Genomic DNA, 22,772 nt, shown 5'->3' with positions numbered 1-22,772 from the left:
CCGGAGAGCCGTCGCGCGGCACACTCGGGAACCATGCCCATCAGGTCGTTCCCCGAGTCGGACGTGCCCACGGACCTGCTGGCCCAGGTGCGCGACCTGCAACGGGAGGCCTGGCCCGGCCACGACTTCCCCGCGCCCGACGGCGGCGGCCCCGCGCACGACCCCGCCCTCGCCCCCCGCACCATGCTCCTCCTCGACGAGGGCGACGAGGGCGACGGGCGGGACGAGGGCGACGGGCGCGACGAGGGCACGGTCCTGGCCGCCCTGGACATCCTGTCCAAGACCCTCACCCATGGCGGACACCGGTTCCGCGCCGCGGGCCTGAGCACCGTGGTGACCAGGAAGGCCGCCCGCGGCCGGGGGCACGGCCGCCGCCTGGTGGGCGCCGCGCGCGCGGCCATCGCCGACGCGGGCTTCGACGTCGCCCTGTTCACCTGCGACCGGCCGCTCCAGGGCTTCTACGAGAGCGCCGGCTGGTCGGCGATCCCCGGCGCGGTGCTGGTCGGCGGCACCCCGCAGGCGCCCTTCCCCAGCGACCTGCCCGGGTTCGACAAGGTCACGATGGGCGACTTCCCCTCACCCCACGGCCGGGCGCACCGGCTGTCGTTCCACCACGCGCGCGTCGAGCTCCACCCGGGGGAGATCGACCGGCTCTGGTGAGCCGGCCTCAGGCGTCCTGACCCCGCCGGACCAGCGGCAGGAAGACCTCGTCCACGATCTCCACGAGGACGTCGTCTGGCGCGCTGGGCGCCCCCCGCACCACGAACTCGTTGCGCAGCAGCACGATGGCCACCGTGGCGACCCTCGGGCGCAGCGACTCGGGGGCGGCCTCGCCGCGGGCCACCGCCCGTTCCAGGACGGCCAGCCAGGGCGCGGCCACCGCGTCGTCCGACTGCTCCTGGAGCTCGGCCAGCAGCTCGGCGGCGCCGCCCGCGGCGGCGATCAGGTCGCGCAGGATCGCGCCGAGCGGCGAGCTCCAGTAGCGGTTGGCCCGGCGCAGCAGCTCCAGGGCGTCGCCGCGCAGCTCGCCGGTGTCGGGCGGCGAGACCGTCGTGGCCAGCCGTTTGTAGGCGGCGACGCCGAGGGCCAGGCGGCCCGGCCAGCGGCGGTAGATGGCGTTCTTGTTGGTGCCGGCGCGGGCGGCGACCTTGTCCATGGTCAGCCCGGCGAAGCCCGACTCGGTGAGCTCGTCGGCCGCCGCGCTCAGGATCGCCTCCTCCAGCGCCACCCCGCGCCGCCGTGTCCGCCCGCCTGCCTCGGCCATCGCCACCCTCCTCGGTCTGAGGGTACTGACCGTACCTCATATAGGCTAAGGTACGGTCAGTACCGTAAGGCTGGAAGGAACACCCATGCGTGCCAAGGGCATCAGTTACGACACCGGTTTCGTCGTCAACGGGACGATCGGTCACCCGGGGTTCGACCCCGACGTGGTGGCGCGCGAGATGCGCGTCATCCGGGACGACCTGCACTGCACGGCCGTCCGCGTCATGGGCGGCGACCCCGACCGCCTGGAGATCGCCGCCAGTCATGCCGCCGACCTCGGGCTGGAGGTCTGGTTCTCGCCCTACCCGCTGGAGCTGACCGAGGAGGAGATGCTGGCGCTGTTCGCCGACTGCGCCGAGCGCGCCGAACGGCTCAGGCGGCGCGGCGCCGAGGTGGTCTTCGTCACCGGAGCCGAGCTGTGCCTGATGAGCAAGGGCTTCCTGCCCGGGGACGACATCGACGAGCGGGTCGCCCTGCTGAGCCGTCCGGACCGGGTGCGCGAGCTGGTCGGCGGCGTGCGCACGCGGGTCAACGACTTCCTCGGGCGGGCGGTGGCCGTCGTGCGCGAGCGGTTCGGCGGCCGGGTGACCTACGCCTCCGTGCCGCTCGAAGGCGTCGACTGGACGCCGTTCGACCTCGTCTCCGTGGACCTCTACCGGTCGGCCGAGATCGTGGACGTGTTCGAGCAGGGCGTGCGCAGCCTCGTCGCGGAGGGCAGGCCGGTCGCGATCACCGAGTTCGGCTCGGCGACCTACCGCGGCGCGGGAGACCGGGGCGCGCTCGGCCTGGAGATCGTCGAGTACGCCCCGGGCACCCGCGAGCCCGTCCGGCTGACCGGCGAGCACGTCCGCGACGAGGAGGGCCAGGCCGCGTACGTGCGCGAACTGCTGGAGGTCTTCGACGCCGCCGGCGTGGACAGCACCTTCGTCTTCACCTTCGCCCTGCGCGACCACCCGCACCGTCCCGACGGCGACCCCCGCGACGACCTGGACCTGGCCAGCTACGGCGTCGTCAAGGTCTACGAGGACCGCTCCGGCGCCGCCTACCCCGGCCTGCCCTGGGACCCCAAGGCCGCCTTCGCCGCCGTCGCCGGCCACTACGCGAAGCACTGACATGACGCTCCCCACCACCACGCTCGGCCGCACCGGCCTGCGCGTGAGCCGCCTCGGCTACGGCGCCATGGAACTGCGCGGCCCCCGCGCCTGGGGCCCGCCGGTGTCCGACGACGCGGCCCGCGCCGTGCTGAACGAGGCCCTCGACGCCGGCGTGAACCTCATCGACACCGCGCCCGACTACGGCGACGCCGAGGAGCACATCGGCCGCTGGATCGCGCACCGCCGCGACGAGTTCGTCCTGGCGGGCAAGTGCGGCTGCCCCCTCGCCGACGGCGACCCCGCGCACGACTACACGAGGGCGAACGTGCGCGCGGGCGTCGAGCGGAGCCTGCGCCGGATGCGCACCGGCCATCTCGACGTCCTGATGGTGCACCTCAGCCCGAGCGTCTCGGTGATGGCGGCCGAGGACACCATCGCCGGGATGCGGGAACTCCAGGACGAGGGCCTGATCCGCTTCACCGGCATGTCGGGGGAGCTGCCGCACCTTCCCGAGCACATCGCGACGGGCGCGTTCGACGTGTTCCTGCTGCCCTACTCGGCGCTCGACCGCTCCCACGAAGGGCTGCTCGGGGCCGCCGCGGCGAGCGGGGCGGGCACGGTCGCCCGCGGGGCGGTGGCCCGCTCGCTCGCGCCGCCGCCCGAGGCCGTGCCGGAGCCGGTGCGCCGGCCGCTGGCGCAGCGCCACGCCCGGCTCGCCGCCGCCCGCCTGGAGGAGCTGGCGGACGGCGCGCCGGTGACCGAACTGCTGCTCCGGTTCATCCTCGGACATCCGGAGCTGCACTCGGTGATCGTCGGCTCGGCCCGGCCGGAACACCTGCGGGCCAACGTCGCCGCCGCCGGCAAGGGCCCCCTGCCGCCCGACGTGGACGCGGCCGTCCGCGCCCGCCTGGGCCCGGCGTAGGGGAGGCGGGTCACTGGTCGTCGAGGAAGGTGAGCACGGCCATGACCCGGCGGTGGCCGCCGTCCGAGACGGCCAGGCCGAGCTTGGCGAAGATGCTGCCGATGTGCTTGTGCACCGCGTTGTCGGTGATCGTCAGCCGTTCGCCGATCTCGGTGTTGCTCAGGCCCTGGGCCATCCAGGACAACACTTCCCGCTCCCGGCCGGTGAGGCTGTCCAGGCCGTGGCCCCGCCCGACCATGAGCTGGGCGATGACCTCGGGGTCCATGACCGTGCCGCCCGCGGCCACCCGGCGGACGTCCTCGACGAACTGGCTCACCCGGCTGACCCGGTCCTTCAGCAGGTAGCCGACGCCGCCGGAGCCGTGCGCCAGCAGTTCGCGGGCGTAGATGCGCTCGACGTACTGGGACAGGACCAGGATGGGCAGGGCGGGGTCGGCGCGCCGGAGGGCGACGGCGGCCCTGATCCCCTCGTCGCGGAACGACGGCGGCAGCCGCACGTCGGCGATCACCAGGTCGGGCCGGTGCTCGGTGACGGCGTCCAGCAGGGCGCCGGCGTCCGGCACGACCGCGGCCACCTCGATGTCCTTGCTGTTCAGGAGCAGTTCCAGCCCCGTGGACAGCAGGACGTTGTCCTCGGCGATCACGACGCGCACGGCAGCTCCACGACGAGACGGGTGGGCCCTCCGGGAGGGCTGTCGATGGACAAGGTACCGTCGAGCGCGGCGGCCCTCCTGCGGATGCCGGTGACGCCGGTGCCGCGGCTCTCGTCCACGCCGCCCTTGCCGTCGTCGCAGACCTCGATGCGCAGCACGCGTCCGGACGCCAGCCGTACGGTGACGTGGCCGGCGCCGCTGTGCTTGGTGGCGTTCGTGACCGCCTCGGCCACGATGAAGTAGGCCGCCGTCTCGACCGCGGCGGGCACGGCGCCGAGGCCGCTCACGTCCGTCTCGACGGGCAGGCCGGCCTTGGCCGTCACGGCGGCCACCGCGCCGGCCAGCCCTCTGTCGGCCAGGACGGGCGGGTACATCGTGCGGATCACCTGCCGCAACTCGGTCATCGCCTCCTCGGCGCCCTCGTGCGCGTCCTTCAGCAGCCGGCCGACGGGCCCGCCGTCGTCGTCGAGCGCCTCGCGGGCCATGGCCAGCCGCATCGCGATGGCGACCAGCCGGGCCTGGGTGCCGTCGTGCAGGTCGCGCTCGATGCGGCGCAGCTCGGCGGCGTGCGCGTCGAGGACGTTCGACCTGCTCTCGGTCAGCTCGCCGACCCTCTCGGCCAGCCGGTCGGCCTCCGAGGGGGCGAGCGCGGCCAGGCAGGCGTGGGCGTGCAGCCGGGCCAGCCGCGGCAGCGCCAACCAGGCCAGCGGCGCGGCCAGGACGACCTGTGCGACGCCCATGCCGATCGCCTGCTCCCATCCGGTGACCGGGAGGGCCACCAGCAGCCGCAGCGGGTCGTCCGCGGGGAACAACCACCACAGCGGGGCCTCCAGCACGGGGTTCACCAGCAGCCCGGCCACCCCGAGCGCGGCCAGCGCGGCGGGCAGGCCCACGACGACGTGCAGCGCCGTCCAGCGCAGGTCACGCCTGGCCCGCGTGCCCATGAGGAGCTGCCGCCACTGGTCGCGCACCCCGGTCACGGCGGGCGGCACCGGACGCGCCGGCACGGCGACCCCCAGCACCGCGCCGGCCTGCGCGCGCTGCCACTCGGTCCACCGGTGGAGCACCGCCGTCATGCGCGGCACCAGGACGAGCCCCACCCCGCCCACCGGGACGAGCAGGACGCCCGCGACGAGCACCGCCAGCCAGACCATCGCCGCCAGGGCCGACGCGAACACCATCAAGTGATACCGAACGAACCGCCACAGAGCTTTCACGTCACGTCATGATCTTCCGGGCGGGTAGCTCCATGGCGAGGGACACAATCGTCATCACTGCCAGGATAGAGGCCGGGACCAGCCACAACGGCCCGGCAGGCAGCGGGCGGGCCAGGAAGCCCACGCTCAGCAGCACCAGCGGCACCGCCGACAGCACCAGCCCCGACAGCGACGCCCCGGCGCCCACGAGCAGCGCCTCCCAGCGCACCACCCGCCTGAGCTGACGCCGGGTCAGGCCGATCGCGCGCAGCCCGGCGAACTCCTCCCGGCGCGCGGTCGTCGTCGCCACCAGCCGGTTGGCGACCGACACCAGCACGTAGCCCAGCAGCACGGCGAGCACGGCCACGTTCACCAGCGTCTGGGCCGAGGCCATGGCGGCCTGCGGTCCCGCGGCGCGGCTGTCGAAGTGCAGCCCGGGGCGGCGCGCGAGGTCGCCGAAGTCGGCAGGACGGGCCAGCACCGCGCTGTCCAGGCCGGTCGTCGTGTGCGCGGCGGCCAGGTCGCGGGAGACCACGATCGGGCCGAACCCGAGGCCGCGCCGGTAGGTGGCGGCCACCCGCGCCCGCACCCGCGCGCCGTCGCCCATGATCAGGTCCATGGTCCGGCCCACCTGGCCCAGACCCTCTTCCACGGCGACGGCCGCGCCCTTGAGGCCGGACAGGCCGCCGTCGGCGAGGTCCAGGTCGACCAGGCCCTCGGCGTCCGGGCCGAGCGCCATGGCGGGCGTGGGCATCAGGGCGGGGCTGTCGCCGGTCAGCAGCGGCTCGGTGACCACGGTCGTCATCGCCATGCCCGCCGCCTTCGTCCGCGACCGCACGTCGGCCAGCAGGTCGCGCGGGACGCCGCCGAGCTCCGGAGCGGTGATCGTGACGAGACCGCGCAGGCCCGAAGCGACCTCGTCGGCGCGCGCCCGCTCCATCGTGGTCTGGGAGAGCACCACGCTGAGGCCGAGCGTGAGGACCATGCCGAGGGCGGCCACGGCCCCGGCGGTGCGCAGCGCGTACCCGTGGGAGTTGTGCACCGCCAGCCACAGCGGGCCGGGCAGCCGCGTCATGAGCCGCGACCCGGCCACCGCCCTGGCCACACCCTGCACCAGCCGCGGACCGGCCAGCGCCAGGCCGATCACCGCGACGATCGACGCGATGCCCGGACCGATCATGCCCGCCTCGCCCCGCATGAACAGCGGCGTCACGGACAGCGCCAGCGCGCCGAGCATGAGCAGCAGCCCCGCCCGGGTCCGCGCCGGCGACGGCGTGCGCGGCTCGGGCAGCCCGGAGACCACCGGCATGCGCGAGATCCGCAGCGACCCCGCCCACGCGGCCACCCGCGTGACGCCGAGCAGCAGCAGCGTCGCGGCCACGGCCGGCAGCGGCCCGTACACCAGCGGCTGGTCCGCGCGCACCAGCCCGATCCCGGCCAGCAGCTCGCCGAAGCGGGCGGCCAGGAAGTAGCCGAGCGCGGCCCCGAACGGCACGGCCGGCAGCGCCGCCGCCGCGGCCTGGACGGCCACCAGCCTGCGCACCTGACGCGGCGTCGCGCCGGCCGCGCGCAGCAGGGCGAGGTCGCGGCGCTGCCGGTTGACCGACAGCGCCAGGCCGCCGCCCACCACGAACCCGACCACCAGCAGGCTGATCCCGCCGATCGAGGAGGGCAGGACCAGCAGCAGCCCGCGGCCGGCCGCCGCGCCCGGCGACTCCGCGTCGGCCCGGTCCCGGCCCGTGGCGTACGTGTAGCCGTCGCCCAGGCGGGCCTTCAGCCGGGCGGCCAGCGTCTCGGGGGAGACGCCGGGCGCCGCGCGGACCGCGACGAGGTCCACCGTCCGCGCCCGGCCCGCCGTCCTGGCGGCCAGGGCGGTGGCGACGGCGTCGGTGAAGTACACGCCGGGGGCGTCCACCACGGCGCTCACCCGGTAGGTGCCCGGCGTGCCGGCCGCCGTCAGCCGCAGCCGGTCGCCGACCCGCGCGCCGCTCACCGCGATCTCGTCGGCGGCGCGCGGCGCCCGTCCGGCGGTGATGCGGCCGCTCAGCGCGAGGGACGACCAGCCGTGCCCGGCGGTGGCCGGGTCGGCGGTCCGCCCGGCCGTCCCGGACCCGACGGCGGCGGGAAAGGCGAGGTCGCCGGCCACGGCCGCCACGCCGGGCACCCCGGACGCGGAGGCGACCAGCGAGCCGGGGATCCTGGCGCGTTCGGGCAGCGCGATGTCCGGCTCCTCCTTCAGCGGGATCGTCTGCCGGGCCGAGACCAGCACGTCCGCGCCCGACAGCCGCAGGGGCGGCTGCGCCCGGAAGGCCGAGTCCACCAGCACCCCGGTCCCGGTCACCAGCGCCATCCCGCCCAGCACCGCCGCGAACACCACGACCAGCCCGCCCGCCTTGGCGAGCGCCAGCGCGAGCCTGATCATGCGACCCGCTCCGCGCTCAGCCGCGCCAGCCGTACGGCCAGGTCCTCGGCGGTCGGGGCGGGCAGGACGTCGAGGACCCGCCCGTCGGCCATGAGCACGGTGTCGTGCGCGCGGGCCGCGGCGGCCGGGTCGTGGGTGACCATGACGACGGTCTGGCCCAGGTCGTCGACCAGCTCGCGCAGCAGGTCCAGCACATGGGCGGCGCTGCGCAGGTCGAGGGCGCCGGTGGGTTCGTCGGCGAACACCACGTCCGGGCGCGCGGCCAGGGCCCGGACGATCGCCGCCCGCTGCTGCTGGCCGCCCGACAACTCCGTGGGCAGGTGCCGCATCCGGTCGCGCAGGCCCATCCGGTCGACCAGCTCGCCGAGCCAGGCCCGGTCCGGGCGCACCCCGGCCATCCGCAACGGCAGCGTGACGTTGTCCTCGACGGTCACGGTGGGCAGCAGGTTGTAGGACTGGAACACGTAGCCCAGGTGCTTCCTGCGCCACTCCGTGCGCCGGGTCTCCGACATGCGGGTGACCTCGACGCCGCAGATGGTGATCTCGCCGGACGTCGGCGGCTCCAGGGCCGCGGCGGCCTGCAGGAGGGTGCTCTTCCCCGAGCCAGACGGCCCCATCACGGCCACGAACCGGCCGCGCGGGAAGGCCAGCGAGACGTCGTCGAGGGCGACCACGTCACCGTAGGTCTTGCTCACCCGCTCCAGCGTGACGACCGCCTCCATGACGGGCCGCACGACCGCGCTCACGACCGGCCGCCGGCGAAGCGCAGGATCAGCAGCCCGGCGATGCCCGCCACGCCCACCACGCCCGACGCCAGCCCGAGGGCGGTCAGATCGCCCCGCATGACGAGGTTGGCCGCCACGTTCACCGACGCGCCGCACACCGCCATGATCCACAGGAGGGCGCGCGACACCGGTCGCCGCCGCCGGGTCCGCGGGCTGTGCGCCGGCCGCTCATATGTGTCAATTCTGTACGGATCGCTCATGAGGACAACGCTATGGACGCAGGTCTCCGCGCTGAATCCCGCCAGCAACCGAAGTAACGGTACAGACTGCTGTAGTACGGACGACCACGGAGCGGGAGGAAGACTTGGTGCAGCGGATCGGGGTCATCGGGGTGGGCGAGATCGGCCGGGCCATCGTGACGGGCCTGTGCGAGGGGCCCGGCGAGCGTCCCCAGGTGTTCCTCTCCCCGCGGGGCGCTCGCGCGGCGGCGGAGCTGTCGCAGCGCTACGCCGACGTGCACGTGTGCGCCTCCAACCAGGAGGTGGTGGACCGCGCCGAGCTGGTCGTCATCGCCGTGCGCCCGCCGGACCGGCACGACGCGCTGGCCGGCCTGCGCGTGGCCGACGACACGATCGTGGTCAACGTGATGGCCGGCGTCGCCGTCGAGGAGCTGCGCAAGCTCCTGGACACCGGCGCCACCCTGGTGCGCGCCATTCCCCTGCCCGCCGTCCGCGACCGCGACTCCGTCACGGTGACCTGGCCGTCCCACCCGGTGACCGACGCCCTGTTCGAACGGCTGGGCGGCGTGCTCGCGGCCGAGGACGAGGCGGCCTTCAACGTCTTCTCCGCGCTGACCGCCACGCTCACCACCCACCTGTCCTACCTGGCCACGCTCAGCACGTGGGCCGCCGGGCACGGCGTGCCGCCCGAGGTGGCGGAGGGCTACGTCCGCGGCCTGTTCCAGGGGCTCGGGCGGGCCCTGGGCGACGAGAGCCGTTCGCTGGCGCGGCTCGCGGCCGACCACGAGACCCCGAACGGCAGCAACGAACGCGTCCGCACCACCTGGTTCACCCCGGCCAGCTCGCAGGCCCTCGCCGGGACGCTCGACGACCTGCTCGACCGCCTCACCTGACCACGGGCTCCCGGCCGGGCGGTCACCGGCAGTCCTTCCTCCCGGGCACGCAGAACCGCACCTCCGGGTAGCGCGCCGACGGCCCGTCCAGCAACGGTTGCGGCCTGCCGCGCAGGTGCAGGTCGAGGAAGGCCCGGACGTACGCGCGGACGATCTGCGTGGGCCGCGCCGCGTCAAGGGAGCCCGGCGCGCCCAGGCCGAGCGCCCGGGCCAGCAGCGGCACATCGGTGAAGGCCTGGTGGTCCGCGCCGGGCAGGGTGAGCCACCGCTTCCAGCCGGACAGCAGCTTCCAGTCGCGGTCCCAGGAGGTGTCGCGCCCGCCCGGCGGGTGGCCCGCCGACCCCAGGAACAGGAACGGCCGCGACAGCCCGCCCCTGGGGATCCGGGCGTACGTGGTGCCGTCCATGTCGAGGCCGGCGCGGATCCGGCGGTCCTTCAGCATGGCCTCCACCGCCGCGGCCCCGCCGATCGAGTGCCCCGCCATCGCGATCCTCCTCCGGTCGATCAGCCGCGCGCCCGGCCACGCCGGGTCCGGGCCGGTCAGCCGGTCGAGCACGAAGGAGACGTCGGCCGCGCGCACCGCGGTCACCCTCGGCCCGAACCCGGGGTCGGTGTCGCTGTCGCAGGCCACGCACGTCGCGATCCGCCCGTCCGGGAAGGTCGTGGCGTAGTTCTCGTAGGCGTGGTCGACACCGGCCACGACGTACCCGTGCGAGGCCAGGTCCTCGGCGAGGGCGGTCAGCGTGCCGCGCGGCAGGGTGAAGCCGGGGGAGAGCACCACCAGGGGCAGGCCGCCCGCCCGTCCGGCGGGCTCGGCGCCGGTGCGGGCGTTGGTCCGCACCTTGCTCAGCACGTCGGAGGGCGCGCCGGTCACCCGCTTGCCCTTCAGCGTCAGCTCGGACTCCTTGGCCGACATGTAGGGCGCGGGGGCGCCCGTCCGCGTCCGCGCCGGGTACCACAGGGTGACCATCAGCTCCCTGGCCTTCGCCTCGGGCGCCCACGGGTCGGCGCGGGAGGCGTCCTTCAGGTACAGGACGGTGGCGCCGACCGGCCGGCCGCCGGTCGGCGGGGGCAGCGCCGGGGGAGCGGCGGGCGTGGCGGTCGTGGCCGACGGGCGGGCGGCGGCGGCCCTCGGCGGCGCGGGCGCGGCGCACGCCGACAGCAGGCACGACACGGTCAGGAGGGTCGACACGGCGCGGATGATCGGCTTCGGTACGACGGCATGGCTCATGAGATGGTCCGTCCTCGTCGGCACGGGAATGGTCAGGGGTGCAGCAGGTTCAGCGCCGCGGCCAGGGCCGGGTCGCGCCCGGCGGCGGCGTCGCGCGGGGTCAGCGGCACGTGCACGTCGGGCGGCACGCCGACCCGGTCGATCACCTCGCGTCCCGGCGCCAGGTGATGCCTGGACGGGAACGCGAGAACGGTGTTGTCGCCCAGCGCGTACGGCTGCGCCGGCCCCGACACCGCCCCGGCCGTCCGCGTCCCGACCAGCCGGCCGAGCCGCAGGTCCTTGACGGCGGCGCTGAAGTGCTCGCACGCCGAGGCGCACCCCCGGTCGGTCAGCACCACCAGCGGCAGCCCGACCAGCGGGACGGTGTCCTCGGTCCGCATGGTCTCGCACGAGCCGTCCGCGGCGCACTGGTAGGCGGTCACCGCGCCGTGCGCGAAGCCGCCCAGCAGCCGGTTCACCTCCTCGGGGCTGCCGCCGCCGTTGCCGCGCAGGTCCAGCACGACCCCGGCGAGCGTCCTGCCGGTCCGCAGCCGGGCGATCGCCCGCAGCACCCGGTCGGCGGAGTCGGGCGCGAAGCCGCTCATCCGCACGTGCGCGACGTCCCCGGCGAGCAGGCCGGCCGCCACGACCGGCAGGGTGTCCGGATCGGGCTGGAACAGGCGGGGCTTCAGCGTCACGGTGCGGCGGCGGCCGGTGTCGGGACGCAGCAGCCGCAGCCGGACCGGGGCGGCCTGCGGGTAGCGCGGGTGGAGCGCGGCGACGACGGCCGGGGTGACCTGCGCGCCGACGAAGGGCGCCGAGCCGTCGACCGACTCGATGACGTCGCCGGGGCGCACTCCGGCGGCCCGCGCCGGTCCGCCGGGCACGGCGGTCACGAACAGCGGCGGCAGCGCCGTCCCGGGGGCGTCGGCCGGGCGGGCGCTGGCCCTGAGGCCCAGGCCGTACTGGTCGCCGTCGTAGGCGCCGGGCGGGCGTGGTCTGCCGTGCTCCCAGCGGGCGTGGTCGTCGCCGAGCGCGGTCACGATCGCCTCCAGGGTGGCGGCGGCCAGCCGGGCGCGCAGGGCGTCGTCGCGCGGCAGCCGGTCGGCGACCCGCCGGTAGGCCGCCTCGAACGCGGCCCAGTCGGCCGTCCTGTCGCCGGTCAGCGCCGGCATCGTGGCCTCGGGCAGGTCGTGGCCGGCCCGGTTGAGTTCCCGGACGAAGGCGGCGAACCCGGCGGTGAGCAGCGTCCGGCCGTCCAGCGCGGCGGCGCCGTAGTAACGGGCGAGGACGCACCGGTACGCCTGCCCCACCACGTCGATCGTCGTCGGCCGTTCCGCGCCGGGGGGAGCGCCGCCCTGCGGCGGCGCGCACAAGGCCGGGGCGGCCGCGGACGCGCCGCCGGGCCGGGCGCGCGGCGGCGTCTGCGCGGCGCAGGCCGTCGCCAGGACCAGGACGAGCCCCGCCGCCAGCGTCCCACCCCTCATGACAGCCTCCTTCTGAGCCGGTCGAAGCAGAACGCCGTCAGGCCGAGGGCGAGCAGGGCGTAGAGCCCGGTCTCGATCCACTGGAACGGCCAGAAGCGCTCGAAGGGCTGGTAAACCGCCCGCTGCCGGTACCCCAGCCGGTTGACCTCGACCAGGCACGCGCTCATGGCGCCCTCGCCCGGTTCCCGCATCGCGGACGTCCCGCAGGGTCCCGAGGTCAGGGACACCGGGACGAGGACGCCGGCGCCCTCGTCGCCGAGCACGCGCCCGGAGCCGTCCACGAGCTCGCCGGACAGCACCCACGCCCCCGGACGGCCGGGGATCGCCGGGGCCAGCATCACGTGCGCGCCGGGGCCGGCGCCGCCGCCGGGCACGAGGAAGTCGTCGACGTTGTCGCGGCCGAGCTCGAACGACGCGCTGACCGGCGGCAGCAGGTGGGGCCTGACCAGCAGCGGCACGGCGATCTGGAGCGCGGCGAAGACGGCCAGCGTGATCGCCATCGCCGGCAGCGTACGGCGGACCAGCATGCCGACGGTCACGCCCAGGACGAACGCGAAGGCCGCGTACCCCATCGGGACGACCCCGCGCGCCCCGAACACCAGCGGGTCCATCAGCCCGAACCCCGGCGCGGCCGACCTGTCCAGCGGGCCGGACCACCAGGTCACCACGAGGCTGCACAGCCCGGCGGCGGCCATCGCGGCCAGCCCGACGAGCCCGAGCTTGACGGCCAGCCACCGGCTGCGGGTGATGCTCTGGTTCCACACCAGCAGGTGGGTGCCGCTCTCCAGCTCGCGGGTGATCAGCGGCGCCCCCCAGAAGAGCCCGACCAGGGCCGGCAGGACCAGCACGACGAGCGTGACGGCCAGGAAGGAGGTCTGGTGCTCGTCGAAGAACCGGTCGAAGAAGCGCCCGCAGTCGCCGTTCGCGGCGCAGCCGGCGATGCCGGCGGAGTAGTCGCCGGCCAGCTCCGGCCCGGTCACGGCCAGGACGGCGGCGAGCACGGCGAGCGCCCCGGCCGTCATCGCGGCGGCGGCGCGGAACTGGCGCCAGGTCAGCCAGATCATCGCTGCACCTCCAGAGCGAGCGGACGGGCGGCGGCCGGCCGCTCCATGTAGGCCAGCACCAGGTCCTCCAGGCTGAGCGGGGTGACCGTCCAGGCGGGGTCGTGGATCGGCGCGTCCGTGCGGACGATCAGGGTGCTCTGCCGGTCGGTGTGGCGCGCGGAGATCACCTGCTGCTCGCCGGGGAGCCGGCCGGGGTCGCGGCGCGGCCCGGTGAGCCGGTGGTGGGTGGCCAGCAGCTCCTCGACCTCGCCGGCGACCCGCACCCGCGAGTCGACCAGCACGACCACGTGGTCGCAGGTGCGTTCGAGGTCGGCGACCAGGTGGGAGGAGAGCACCACGCTCAGCTCCTGCTCGGCGACGGCCTCCATCAGGCCCTGGAGGAACTCGCGGCGGGCCAGCGGGTCGAGCGCGGCGACCGGCTCGTCCAGGAGCAGCAGCTCGGGCCGCTTGGCCAGGCCCATGGTGAGCGCGAGCTGGGCGCGCTGGCCGCCCGACAACCTGCCCGCCCGCTGCCCGGGGTCGAGGCCGAGCCGCCTGACGCGGTCGTCGGCGAGCGCGGCGTCCCAGCCGGGGTTGAGCCGCGCGCCGAGGCGTAAGTGGTCGGCCACGCTCAGCCCGGCGTAGACGGGGGCGTCCTGGGCGACGAACCCGATCCTGGCCCGCTGTCCCGGCGCGTCCGGCGGGTTCCCGCCGAGCACCGCGATGCTGCCCTCGGACGGCCTGAGCTGACCGCCGGCCAGCTTCAGCAGCGTGGTCTTGCCGACCCCGTTGGGGCCGACCAGCCCGACGACGTGACCGGCCGGCACGTCGAGCGCGCAGTCGCGCAGGGCCCAGCGCCTGCCGTACCTCCTGCCCAGCCCCTGGGCGGTCAGGACGCCGCTCATGCCGTGTCCCGCCGCGCCGCGGCCCGGAAGGTGCTCATGAACAGCGCCTCGATGCTCTCGTCGTCCAGCCCGGCCAGGCGGGCCTTGGCCAGCCAGCGGCGCAGGTCCTGGCGGAGCGGCCCGTGCGCGGCCAGGGAGGCGTCGGCCAGCGTCCTGGTGACGAACGTGCCGACCCCCGGCCGGGCCGCCGCCAGCCCCTCGTGCTCCAGCTCGCGGTAGGCCTTCAGCACGGTGTTGGGGTTGATCGCCAGCGCGGCGACGACCTCCTTGACCGTGGGCAGCCGGTCGCCCTCGCGCAGCAGGCCCAGGCGCAGCGCGTGCCGCACCTGCTGGACCAGCTGCAGGTACGGCGACACGCCGGACCGGGCGTCCAGATAGAAGTCGATCACCCTTTCCTCCATTTATCTAGGCTCCTAGTACTATGAACCTTTGGAGATCAAGGGCGTGTAAGAAAACTCAGCCGGGCCGATGGGCGACGGTCGGCAGCCATTCGGCGTGCACGCCGGTGCCGCCGCCCACGTCGAGGACCCGGGCGGGGGGCGGCGGCAGCGTGCGGCGCAGCACGTCCTGGGTGCGCCAGAACTCCAGGCGGCCGCGCCCCTCGCGCAGCCGGTCGTGCTCCAGATCCTGTGCGTAGGAGGCGAGCACCTCGCGGGTCACGGTCATGATCGATCGTGGCCGCCCCGCCCGGCCGGCGGCAATGAGTTTTCCCCGGCGGATCCCGCGCAGTTTTTTATCCGAGCGTGTAAATTTATCCTCATGGATAACAATCAGGTCTGGCGGCTCGTCCGGATCCTCTTCGCCGCCGTGCTGCTCCTGTCGATCGCCACGCTCGGCGTGGCCGCCGTCGTCGGCGGCAACTGGGTGGTGTGGCTGCGCGCCGCCGCCGTCGCCGCCGCCTCCGCCTGGCTCGTCTCCCTCGCCGGGCAGGCCGCCCGCGGCAGGCGGGCCGCCTACGTGCGCATCCGGTTCGTCTCCGTCGCCGCGCCCATCGGCGTCGTGCTCATCCTCCTCGCGCCGGACAGCGGCTACCCGCTGTGGATGAAGGCCGAGCAGGCCGTGGTCGGCGTCCTGGTCGCCGCCGTCGCGGTCGTCGTCAACCGCCGTGCCGTGCGTGCGGCGTTCCCGAAGCGTGGCAAGCTGGGCTGACATGGAGAGCTCCGGAACCCGTCAGGCGGCCACCGAGGCCCGCAAGGCCCAGATCGCCTCGGCCGCGATCGCCGTGCTCGCCGAGCGGGGTTACCCGGAGACCACGTTCGAGGCCATCTGCCACCATGCCGGGCTCAGCAGCAAGAGGCTGATCTCCTACCACTTCTCCACCAAGGAGCAGCTCTTCGAGGCCGTCGTCCGGCAGGTCGTCTCCGACGCGGCCGCCTTCATGCGGCCGGCGATCGAGGCCGCGTCCGGAGCCCGTGCCCAGCTGGAGGCGTTCATCAGGGCGAACATCGCCTTCATCGCCGCCCATCCGGCCCACGTGCGCGCGGTCCAGCAGATCGCGTTCAACCGCGCGCCCGTGGGGGGCGGCGAGCGGGACGCCGCCATCGCCAGGCTGGTCGCCCTGTTCGACGACGGACAGCGCAGCGGCGCGTTCCGGACGTTCGACAGCGTCCTGATGGCCACGTCCCTGCGCGCCGGCATCGACGCGGTGGCCGACCGGGTCGCCGGAGGCCTCGACCCCGACCACTGCGCCGACGAACTCGCCGAACTCTTCGACCGCGCCACCGCGAGGACACCCCGCCCGTCCTGACCGGCCATCGGGCATCATGGTCGGCATGCCGACCCTCGTCGATCCCACGCCCGGGTTGCGGACGTCGTTCCTGGAGGCGATGGCCGAGTTCCGGGCCGACCGCGACTTCCCGGTCCCGTGGTTCGTCCAGGACGTCGATCCCGCGGCGCTGACCGATCCGGCGGCCTTCGCGGCCTACGTCCGGCGGCTGCTGGGCGAGCGCACCCAGGCGGGCGTGCGCGCGGGGTTCGTGCCGATGACCACGCTGTGGTGGGCCGACGGCGACCGGTTCCTCGGCAGGCTGGCCGTCCGCCACCGGCTCACCCCGGAGCTGGAGCGGCTCGGCGGCCACATCGGCTACGACGTGCGCCCGGGCGCCCGCCGTCTGGGCCACGCGACGGCGATGCTGGCCGCGGCGCTGCCGATCGCCTGGCGGCTGGGCGTCGACCCCGCCCTGGTCATGTGCGACCGGACGAACACCGCCTCCCGGCGGGTCATCGAGGCCAACGGCGGCCGGCTCCTCGACCTCACCGAGCGCAAACGCCGCTACCTGGTGCCGACCGGGCCCGGATAGCGGCCCGAGGTCACGGGCGTTCGCCGCGCTGCGCGGCCCGCAGGTCGAGCCAGCCGATCAGCTTGACGTCCTCGGCGTCCAGGACCTCCCGGACGTCGGGGTCGGTGAACAGGGCCAGCTCCCAGCCGCGCTTGGCCGCGCCCGGCATGATGGCGCGCAGCTCGTCGGTGTCCTCGAAGGGATGGATGTAGATCTCCGTCACGCCCGGCCGCAGCGAGCCCAGCAGCCCGATCATGTCCTTCTTGAGCGAGTCGTAGTCCTCGCCGTCGGCCTGCTGGAAGGGCAGCGACCACAGGCGGTCGAGGATGACCACCCCGGCCTCGTCGGCCATCGCGGCCAGGGCCCGCGCCACGGGCTCCAGCTCCTCCGGCGCGCCGGTCCCCTCCAGCGAGCGGGGCAGGCGGAAGGGCAGGCCGAACTCGGCGCACACCGGCAGGACGACGTCCAGGAAGTGGCGGCCGGTGGCCAGGCCGTACAGGCTGCCCATGTGGTTGTCGGCGTGCGAGGGGTCCAGGCCGAGCGCGACGGCCTTGCGGATCTGGTTGACGATCTCGACGCGGACCTCGCCGGGGTCGGCGGACCGTTCGAAGGAGGCGCAGTCGCGGAAGAAGTGGCCGGTCTCGTCCACCAGCGTGGGGACGGGCCGGTCGCGGGTGACCGGACCCCAGCGGTAACCCTCCCACTCGCTGGTCAGCGTCAGGTGCACCCCGACGTCGAAACCCGCGGCCTCGGCGGCGGCCTGCGGCGCCCACGGGCAGGGCGTCATCACCGTGGCCGAGCTGATCGCCCCGGCCCGCAGGAGGGAGGTGATGCCGAGGTTGGCCGACCGGCTCATGCCGTAGTCGTCGGCGTTGACGATGAGCAGCCGGTCGTCGGGGGCGTGGCCGAGCCGGGAGGCGAGCGTCATCAGCGAACCCTTCGTAGGTGGCGGCCGGTGGACGACCCCGCGCGACCGATCGTGCAGCACCGCGGCGACCTTCGTCAATCACCGTCCGGCGATCGGCGCTCCAGGGGCGTGAGGTCGAGCGCGGCCAGCCGGTCGGGGTCGGCCAGGATGTCGATCGCGGCGATCCGGCCGTCGCTGACGGTGAAGCTCATGACCGAGTACAGCCTGCCCTCGACGGTGTTGACCAGGCCCGCCAGACCGTTGACGAGCGCCGGACGGGCCACCGCGCCGATGGGCGAGCGGCGGAAGGCGACCGCCTGACCGGCCACGTCCGCGGCGCCGCGGACGACCTTCATGCCGCCGGTGAGCAGGCCGCGGTCGGCGCGCAGCACCACGTCCGGATCGAGGACGGCCAGCAGCGCGCCGAAGTCGCCCTCGCGGGCCGCGGCCAGGAACGCCTCCACCACCCGCCGCTGACCGGCGAGGTCGGGATCGGGGGTCGGGGCCGCGCCGCGCACCCGCTGACGCGCCCGGCTGGCCAGCTTCTTGGCCGCCACCGGCGTGCGCTCCACGATGGGCGCGATCTGCTCGAACGGCAGGCCGAACATGTCGTGCAGCACGAACGCCAGCCGCTCGGCCGGCGACAACGACTCCAGCACGACCAGCAGCGCCAGGCCCACCGAGTCGGCCAGCAGCGCCTCCTGCTCGGGGCCCGCGGCCGGGTCGGCGGCCTCGGCCCGTCCGACCACCGGGTCCGGCAGCCGCGCCTCCAGCGGCTCCTCCCGCAGGGCCTTGCGGGCGCGCAGGACGTCCAGGCAGACCCGGCTCACCACGGTGGTCAGCCAAGCGCCCAGGTCGGCGATGTCGCCCGAGTCCGAGCGCGCCAGCCGCAGCCACGCCTCCTGGACCGCGTCCTCGGCCTCGGTCAGCGAGCCGAGCATGCGGTAGGCGACCGCCTTCAGACGGGGACGATGCCCCTCGAACCGGTCAGCCAGCAGGTCATGGGGAGTCATAGCGATACTTCCTCTCAAAGTGGCGTCCTCATTCTGCTGACGCGGCGAAGCGGAGAAAGGTGACCGCGGCCGGTCCGGGACACTTGCCGGGCGGGCGCGTCCGCGAGACGGTGGCCGGATGCGTGACATCCCCGGCCCTCCTCCCGCGGCGGACGGCGGGCTGAGCGCCGTCGCGGCCGCCGGCGGCCTGCACACCTACCAGCTGCGGCTGCACGAGCGGTACGGCCCGCTGGTGCGCCTCCAGCTCCCCGGCGCGCCGGCCGCGATCTCGGTGGCCGACCCCGTGCTGCTGGAGGCCACGGCCGCGATCGACGCACGCCCCGACGAGCTCTTCGCGTTCCTGGCCCCCCTGTGCGAGGCCGGCAACCTGCAGACGCTCCCCGCCGACGAGCACGGCCCCTTCCGCCGGGTCCTGCTCTCGGTGCTCGCCGGCCGCCGCTCGCACGAGGCGCACTTCGCCGGCTTCGTCACCCTGGCCACCGAGCTGGCCGACCGCTGGGAGCGCCGCGCCGCCGACGGCCCGGTGGCGCTCCAGCAGGACCTGAGCGAGCTGTCCCTGCGCATGATCGCCCAGTACGCCCTGGGCGGCGGCCTCGCCGACCCGGCGCGGGTGGTGAGCGCGTTCGAGACCGTGCTGACCGTCCACCTGGGCCGCCGCTATGAGCGCGACGACGACCTCGCGCGCGGCGACCGGGCGCTGGCGTACCTGCGCGAGGTCGTGGACGGGGTGCTGGCCCGCGGCGGGAGCGAGCTGGTCGCCGCCCTGGCGCGGGCGGACATGTCGCCCGCCCGGATCAGGGACACCGTACTCATGATCATGCTCGCCGCCCACCACACCACGGGCGTGGCCGTCTCCTGGACCCTGCACCTGCTCGCGCGCAACCCCGGCCCGGCCACGCGGGTGGCCGCCGAGCTGGACGACGTGCTGGGCGACCGCGCCGCCCCCGAATACGCCGACCTGCGGCGCCTGCCGTACCTGGAGATGGCGCTCAAGGAGTCGATGCGGCTGTACCCGCCCGGCCCGTACGGCGCCCGCGAGACCACCGAGGACCTCACCCTGGACGGCCACCACGTCCCGGCCGGCACCACGATCTTCTACCCCTTCTGGGCCGTGCACCTCGACCCCCGCCACTGGCCGGACCCGCACGCCTTCCGGCCCGACCGCTTCACCCCCGAGGAGCAGGCCGCCCGCCACCGCTACGCCTACCTCCCCTTCGGCCTCGGGCCGCGCGGCTGCGAGGGCGCGAGCCTGGCCATGGTCGAGGCCGAGCTGGTGCTCGCCGTGCTGCTCACCAGGTTCGCCTTCGAGCCGGTCGAGGACCATCCCGTGACGCCCGTCGAACGTTTCGTGCTCTGGGCCGAGCACGACATCCGCATGCGCCTGACCCGCCGCTGCCCCCGCTGACCTCCCGGACGGGTGTGGCGGGGCTTGCCTGGGCGGGCCCGCTGGCATATGAGTGATGCACGCTCGTTCGGACGCCGCCGGCACACCTATGCACGGGGAGAGTCGATGAACATCCGCGGGAAGGCGACGGCCACTGTGGCGGCCGGCGTCCTGGTCACGATCACCACCCTCGCCGCGGGCGGCCCGCCCGCCTCGGCCCGGACCACGGCTGGGAGCACGGCTGGGAGCACGGCTGGGAGCACGGCTGGGAGCACGGCTGGGAGCACGGCTGGGAGCACGGTCCGGACCACGACCTCGGGGGTGACGCACGAGGAGAACCCCCGCGTCCCCGCGGGCGCCGCGTGGTCGGAGGCGTACTTCCCCTCCGCCGACGGCAGCGGCGTCGAGCTGCACGCCGACGTGCTGCGCCCGGCGCACCTGCCGGCCGGCGCGCGGACGCCGGTGATCGTCTCGGTCGGCCCCTACTTCGCCCACGCCGGGCAGACCGGCCCGGAGGGATGGGACCAGGTCGGGCCGTCGGCGCGGTTCCGCGACTTCGTGGACGGCGCCGGGCTGATGGCCCGCGGCTACACCTTCGTGATGGTCGACCTGCGCGGCTTCGGCGGCAGCACCGGCTGCCTCGACTGGGTCGGGCCGGGCGAGCAGGCCGACGTGCGGGCCGCCGTCGAGTGGTCGGCGGCCCAGCCCTGGTCGACCGGCAAGGTCGGCATGTACGGCAAGTCGTACGACGCGGTCACCGGCCTGGTCGGCAACAACCTCAGGCTGCCGAGCCTGAAGGCGGTCGTCGCCCAGGAGCCGGTCTGGAACATGTACAACTACCTGTTCAGCAACAAGGTCCCGCGGCCCAACGTCACGGGCACGCCGGAGGCGTACAACTCGATCGCGACGATGGCGCCGATGGCCGGCGACAGCGACCGGTACAAGGCGAACGCCCAGTACGAGACCGCCCACCCCGCCTGCCTGTCCGACAACATCACCAACAACAACAATCCCGACCTGCGCTCGGCGTACTGGCGGGCGCGCAATCTGGCCGACCGGGCGGCCGGCACCAGCACGCCGCTGCTGGTCACCCAGGGCTTCATCGAGCCCAACACCAAGCCCGAGGACATGGAGGTCTACCTGGACAACCACCGCGGGCGCGAACGCGGCTGGCTCGGCCAGTGGGAGCACGTGCGCGGCAACGACACCGACGCCCAGGGCCGGCTGCTGCAGGGACGAGCCGGCTGGTTCGACGAGGTGATGCGGTTCTACGACCAGTACCTGCGCGGCGTGCGCCCCTCGGCGGTCGACCCGGCGTACGCGATCGAGGACAGTCTCGGCGGGTGGCGCGCCCAGCCGACCTGGCCGGTGGTCACGACGTCGTACGAGGCCCGGCTGTCGGCCGGCGCGTACCTGGACGACGGCGGCGGCGCCGCGGCGACGGCGACCACCGCCCCCTCCGGCCGCTGGGACATGGAGCACGCGCCGCCGCTCGAACCGCTCTCCACCGCCGAGAAGAGCTCGGCCAGGCAGAGCGCGGCCGCCTCGGGCAGCTTCTGGACCTGGTCCACGCCCGCCGCCGAGCGGCTCAGGCTCACCGGCACGCCGCGGATCAGGCTCGACGCGAGCGCGAACGGCAACGTCATGGTCCGCCTGTGGGACGTCGCCCCCGACGGCAGGGCGACGATGTTCGACGAGAACGTGGCGCTGCTGGAGCGCCCTGGCCCGGTCGCGTTCGACCTGAAGTCGGCCGACTGGACCTTCGAGCCGGGCCACCGGCTGGGCGTGCAGATCGGCACCATCGAGTCCAACGGCTGGCTGGACGTGCCCTCGGGCAACACGATCAGGGTCTCCGGCGCGCGGCTGAGCCTGGACCTGCTGGCCACGCGGCACGACGTGCCCACCCAGGGTGACCGCTCGCCGTACCTGGACCGGTACCTCGCGGCCTACACCACCACGCTCGGCGGCGTCGGGCCCGGCACCTTCCCGCTGCGGCTGTCCCGCCGCTGACCCGCCCGTCCCCGGCCCGTCCCACGCCCGATCCGCCGGGCCGGGGGACGGGCCGGGGAACGTCAGAGCGCCTCGCCGCGGGCGCGCAGGAACCCGGCCATCGCCTCGACGCCGAGGGCGATCGCCCGCTCGTCCGGCACGAAGTCCGGGTCGTGCGGCACGCCCTGCTCGCCCACGCCGAAGAAGAACATCGCCCCCGGCGCCCGCTCCAGGAACAGCCCGAAATCCTCCCCGTTGAACGGATAGGACGCGTGCAGCAGCAGGGCGTCCAGGTGCCGCGCGCCGGCCCTGGCGTGCTCCGGAGAGTTGACCGACGACGGGTGATGGTCGACGAACCGCAGGCGGGACCCGGCCTCGGCGCGCAGCAACGCGCGGATGTCGTCGTACCGGCTGTCCGGCCAGGCCCGGACCCATCCCTGCACGGCGTCGTGCTCGCGGTGGACCTGGGCGTACACGAAGGTCGCCAGGGGGCCGTCCGGGGTCTGCAGGTCGGCCTCCAGCTGTGCCATCTCCTCCGGGGTGGCCGGCGGCGTCACCGTCGACAGGCCCGCGACCAGCGCCTCGAACCGCCGGGCCTCCGCCGGCGACAGGCCCTCGATGCGGAAGACGTCCTGGCCGGGGTGCCCGAAGCCCGGGGCCACCGCGAACGTTCCGGTGGGCAGGGGCGCGCAGTGCAGGGCGTACACCTCGCGCGGCGGGACCGGGGTCATGGCCCCGTCGCCGATCATGGCGCGGGCGCCCTCGCAGGTCTCCTCGGCGGGCTGGAAGAAGAAGACCGCCCGGCCCGGGGGCCGCTCGCGGGCCAGGGCCCGCGCGACGCCCACGCCGATCGCGGTGTGCACGTCGTGCCCGCACAGGTGGTCGGCGCCGCCGGGCACGGCGACCGCGTCCAGGTCGGCCCGGTAGCCGATCGCGGGGCCGTCGCCGGCGTCCAGGATCGCGACCACGCCGTGGCCGCCGACGCCGGTCCGGACCTCCAGGCCCGCCTCCCGCAGCGCCGCCGCCACCAGGGCCGCGGTGCGCCGCTCCTGGCCGGCCGGTTCGGGGTGGCGGTGGATCTCGCGCCGTAACTCGATCAGGTCGTCGTCGCTCATGGCCGAATGCTGGCACATCGTCCCGGACTCGAAC

Annotated in this window: 24 protein-coding genes; 9 read left to right on the top strand and 15 right to left on the bottom strand. The window is 75.0% G+C overall.

Features of this window, described 5'->3' with window-relative positions; translation table 11 throughout:
• Positions 1–33 precede the first annotated feature (33 nt).
• Positions 34–660: a GNAT family N-acetyltransferase gene (locus tag AB0C33_RS39185; protein ID WP_358297439.1), complete on the top strand. Its 627-nt coding sequence runs from the start codon at positions 34–36 to the stop codon at positions 658–660.
• 7 nt (positions 661–667) lie between these two features.
• Here AB0C33_RS39185 and AB0C33_RS39180 read toward each other — a convergent pair whose 3' ends face one another.
• Entirely contained in the window at positions 668–1,264 is a 597-nt protein-coding gene (locus AB0C33_RS39180) for a TetR/AcrR family transcriptional regulator (RefSeq protein ID WP_358297436.1), read from the bottom strand.
• A gap of 85 nt (positions 1,265–1,349) precedes the next feature.
• On the opposite strand from AB0C33_RS39180, the gene AB0C33_RS39175 reads away from it, so the two are divergent.
• Both AB0C33_RS39175 and AB0C33_RS39170 read left to right on the top strand, forming a co-directional pair.
• Entirely contained in the window at positions 1,350–2,375 is a 1,026-nt protein-coding gene (locus AB0C33_RS39175) for a hypothetical protein (RefSeq protein WP_358297433.1), read from the top strand.
• Position 2,376: 1 nt separating this feature from the next.
• On the top strand, positions 2,377–3,279 hold the full coding sequence (locus AB0C33_RS39170) for an aldo/keto reductase (protein WP_358297431.1): 903 nt from the start codon (positions 2,377–2,379) through the stop codon (positions 3,277–3,279).
• 10 nt (positions 3,280–3,289) lie between these two features.
• Here AB0C33_RS39170 and AB0C33_RS39165 read toward each other — a convergent pair whose 3' ends face one another.
• Genes AB0C33_RS39165 through AB0C33_RS39145 form a run of 5 tightly spaced genes read right to left on the bottom strand, consistent with a single transcriptional unit; the run spans position 3,290 to position 8,534 of the window.
• Positions 3,290–3,931, bottom strand: coding sequence for a response regulator transcription factor (locus AB0C33_RS39165; RefSeq protein WP_358297428.1), 642 nt, complete (start codon positions 3,929–3,931; stop codon positions 3,290–3,292).
• Positions 3,919–5,112: a histidine kinase gene (locus AB0C33_RS39160; RefSeq protein ID WP_358297425.1), complete on the bottom strand. Its 1,194-nt coding sequence runs from the start codon at positions 5,110–5,112 to the stop codon at positions 3,919–3,921. The genes AB0C33_RS39165 and AB0C33_RS39160 overlap by 13 nt, the downstream gene beginning before the upstream one ends.
• Before the next feature lie 37 nt (positions 5,113–5,149).
• Complete coding sequence (locus AB0C33_RS39155; protein WP_358297422.1) at positions 5,150–7,549, bottom strand: FtsX-like permease family protein; 2,400 nt, start codon at positions 7,547–7,549, stop codon at positions 5,150–5,152.
• Positions 7,546–8,271 (bottom strand): ABC transporter ATP-binding protein, encoded by a 726-nt coding sequence (locus AB0C33_RS39150; protein ID WP_358297766.1) that lies wholly within the window; start codon positions 8,269–8,271, stop codon positions 7,546–7,548. The genes AB0C33_RS39155 and AB0C33_RS39150 overlap by 4 nt, the downstream gene beginning before the upstream one ends.
• Positions 8,272–8,291: 20 nt before the next feature.
• Positions 8,292–8,534 carry a hypothetical protein gene (locus AB0C33_RS39145; RefSeq protein ID WP_358297419.1) on the bottom strand — a complete coding sequence of 81 codons (243 nt, stop codon included), beginning with the start codon at positions 8,532–8,534 and terminating at the stop codon, positions 8,292–8,294.
• Positions 8,535–8,641: 107 nt separating this feature from the next.
• Between AB0C33_RS39145 and AB0C33_RS39140 the strand changes: the two genes are divergently transcribed.
• Positions 8,642–9,406 carry an NAD(P)-binding domain-containing protein gene (locus tag AB0C33_RS39140; RefSeq protein WP_358297416.1) on the top strand — a complete coding sequence of 255 codons (765 nt, stop codon included), beginning with the start codon at positions 8,642–8,644 and terminating at the stop codon, positions 9,404–9,406.
• A 22-nt stretch (positions 9,407–9,428) separates the two neighbouring features.
• Here the strand turns inward: AB0C33_RS39140 and AB0C33_RS39135 are convergent, their stop codons facing one another.
• From AB0C33_RS39135 to AB0C33_RS39110, 6 genes are all read right to left on the bottom strand, one after another.
• Positions 9,429–10,598, bottom strand: coding sequence for an alpha/beta hydrolase (locus AB0C33_RS39135; RefSeq protein WP_358297413.1), 1,170 nt, complete (start codon positions 10,596–10,598; stop codon positions 9,429–9,431).
• 71 nt (positions 10,599–10,669) lie between these two features.
• Positions 10,670–12,103, bottom strand: a complete 1,434-nt coding sequence (locus tag AB0C33_RS39130; protein ID WP_358297410.1) for a S41 family peptidase — start codon at positions 12,101–12,103, stop codon at positions 10,670–10,672.
• Positions 12,100–13,167 (bottom strand): ABC transporter permease, encoded by a 1,068-nt coding sequence (locus AB0C33_RS39125; RefSeq protein WP_358297408.1) that lies wholly within the window; start codon positions 13,165–13,167, stop codon positions 12,100–12,102. Before AB0C33_RS39125 ends, AB0C33_RS39130 begins: the two co-directional genes overlap by 4 nt.
• On the bottom strand, positions 13,164–14,051 hold the full coding sequence (locus tag AB0C33_RS39120; RefSeq protein ID WP_358297405.1) for an ABC transporter ATP-binding protein: 888 nt from the start codon (positions 14,049–14,051) through the stop codon (positions 13,164–13,166). The genes AB0C33_RS39125 and AB0C33_RS39120 overlap by 4 nt, the downstream gene beginning before the upstream one ends.
• Positions 14,048–14,440, bottom strand: coding sequence for a GntR family transcriptional regulator (locus AB0C33_RS39115; protein ID WP_358297403.1), 393 nt, complete (start codon positions 14,438–14,440; stop codon positions 14,048–14,050). The genes AB0C33_RS39120 and AB0C33_RS39115 overlap by 4 nt, the downstream gene beginning before the upstream one ends.
• 67 nt (positions 14,441–14,507) lie before the next feature.
• Positions 14,508–14,717: a hypothetical protein gene (locus AB0C33_RS39110; protein WP_358297401.1), complete on the bottom strand. Its 210-nt coding sequence runs from the start codon at positions 14,715–14,717 to the stop codon at positions 14,508–14,510.
• Between the two features lie 93 nt (positions 14,718–14,810).
• On the opposite strand from AB0C33_RS39110, the gene AB0C33_RS39105 reads away from it, so the two are divergent.
• Genes AB0C33_RS39105 through AB0C33_RS39095 form a run of 3 tightly spaced genes read left to right on the top strand, consistent with a single transcriptional unit; the run spans position 14,811 to position 16,351 of the window.
• A complete protein-coding gene (locus AB0C33_RS39105) occupies positions 14,811–15,200 on the top strand; it encodes a hypothetical protein (RefSeq protein WP_352330754.1) in 390 nt (129 codons plus the stop codon).
• Position 15,201: 1 nt separating this feature from the next.
• On the top strand, positions 15,202–15,798 hold the full coding sequence (locus AB0C33_RS39100) for a TetR/AcrR family transcriptional regulator (protein ID WP_358297399.1): 597 nt from the start codon (positions 15,202–15,204) through the stop codon (positions 15,796–15,798).
• A 25-nt stretch (positions 15,799–15,823) separates the two neighbouring features.
• Positions 15,824–16,351 carry a GNAT family N-acetyltransferase gene (locus AB0C33_RS39095; protein WP_358297397.1) on the top strand — a complete coding sequence of 176 codons (528 nt, stop codon included), beginning with the start codon at positions 15,824–15,826 and terminating at the stop codon, positions 16,349–16,351.
• Positions 16,352–16,361: 10 nt separating this feature from the next.
• On the opposite strand, the gene AB0C33_RS39090 is transcribed toward AB0C33_RS39095, so the two are convergent.
• Both AB0C33_RS39090 and AB0C33_RS39085 read right to left on the bottom strand, forming a co-directional pair.
• The gene (locus AB0C33_RS39090; protein ID WP_358297395.1) at positions 16,362–17,258 is read right to left on the bottom strand and encodes a polysaccharide deacetylase family protein; all 897 of its coding nucleotides are present in this window, start codon (positions 17,256–17,258) and stop codon (positions 16,362–16,364) included.
• Positions 17,259–17,332: 74 nt separating this feature from the next.
• Positions 17,333–18,250 carry a sigma-70 family RNA polymerase sigma factor gene (locus tag AB0C33_RS39085; RefSeq protein WP_358297393.1) on the bottom strand — a complete coding sequence of 306 codons (918 nt, stop codon included), beginning with the start codon at positions 18,248–18,250 and terminating at the stop codon, positions 17,333–17,335.
• 118 nt (positions 18,251–18,368) lie between these two features.
• Here AB0C33_RS39085 and AB0C33_RS39080 point away from each other — a divergent pair, with 118 nt between their 5' ends.
• Both AB0C33_RS39080 and AB0C33_RS39075 read left to right on the top strand, forming a co-directional pair.
• Positions 18,369–19,655, top strand: a complete 1,287-nt coding sequence (locus AB0C33_RS39080) for a cytochrome P450 (protein WP_358297391.1) — start codon at positions 18,369–18,371, stop codon at positions 19,653–19,655.
• 105 nt (positions 19,656–19,760) lie between these two features.
• Positions 19,761–21,644, top strand: coding sequence for a CocE/NonD family hydrolase (locus AB0C33_RS39075; protein WP_358297390.1), 1,884 nt, complete (start codon positions 19,761–19,763; stop codon positions 21,642–21,644).
• 62 nt (positions 21,645–21,706) lie between these two features.
• Here AB0C33_RS39075 and AB0C33_RS39070 read toward each other — a convergent pair whose 3' ends face one another.
• The gene (locus AB0C33_RS39070) at positions 21,707–22,738 is read right to left on the bottom strand and encodes a M20/M25/M40 family metallo-hydrolase (protein WP_358297388.1); all 1,032 of its coding nucleotides are present in this window, start codon (positions 22,736–22,738) and stop codon (positions 21,707–21,709) included.
• Between the last annotated feature and the right edge of the window lie 34 nt (positions 22,739–22,772).

It is taken from the genome of Nonomuraea sp. NPDC048881, from assembly GCF_040649795.1.
Lineage (GTDB): Bacteria > Actinomycetota > Actinomycetes > Streptosporangiales > Streptosporangiaceae > Nonomuraea.
The sequence above is the reverse complement of the archived record's forward strand: the minus strand, read 5'-3'. Positions and strand labels throughout refer to the sequence as shown.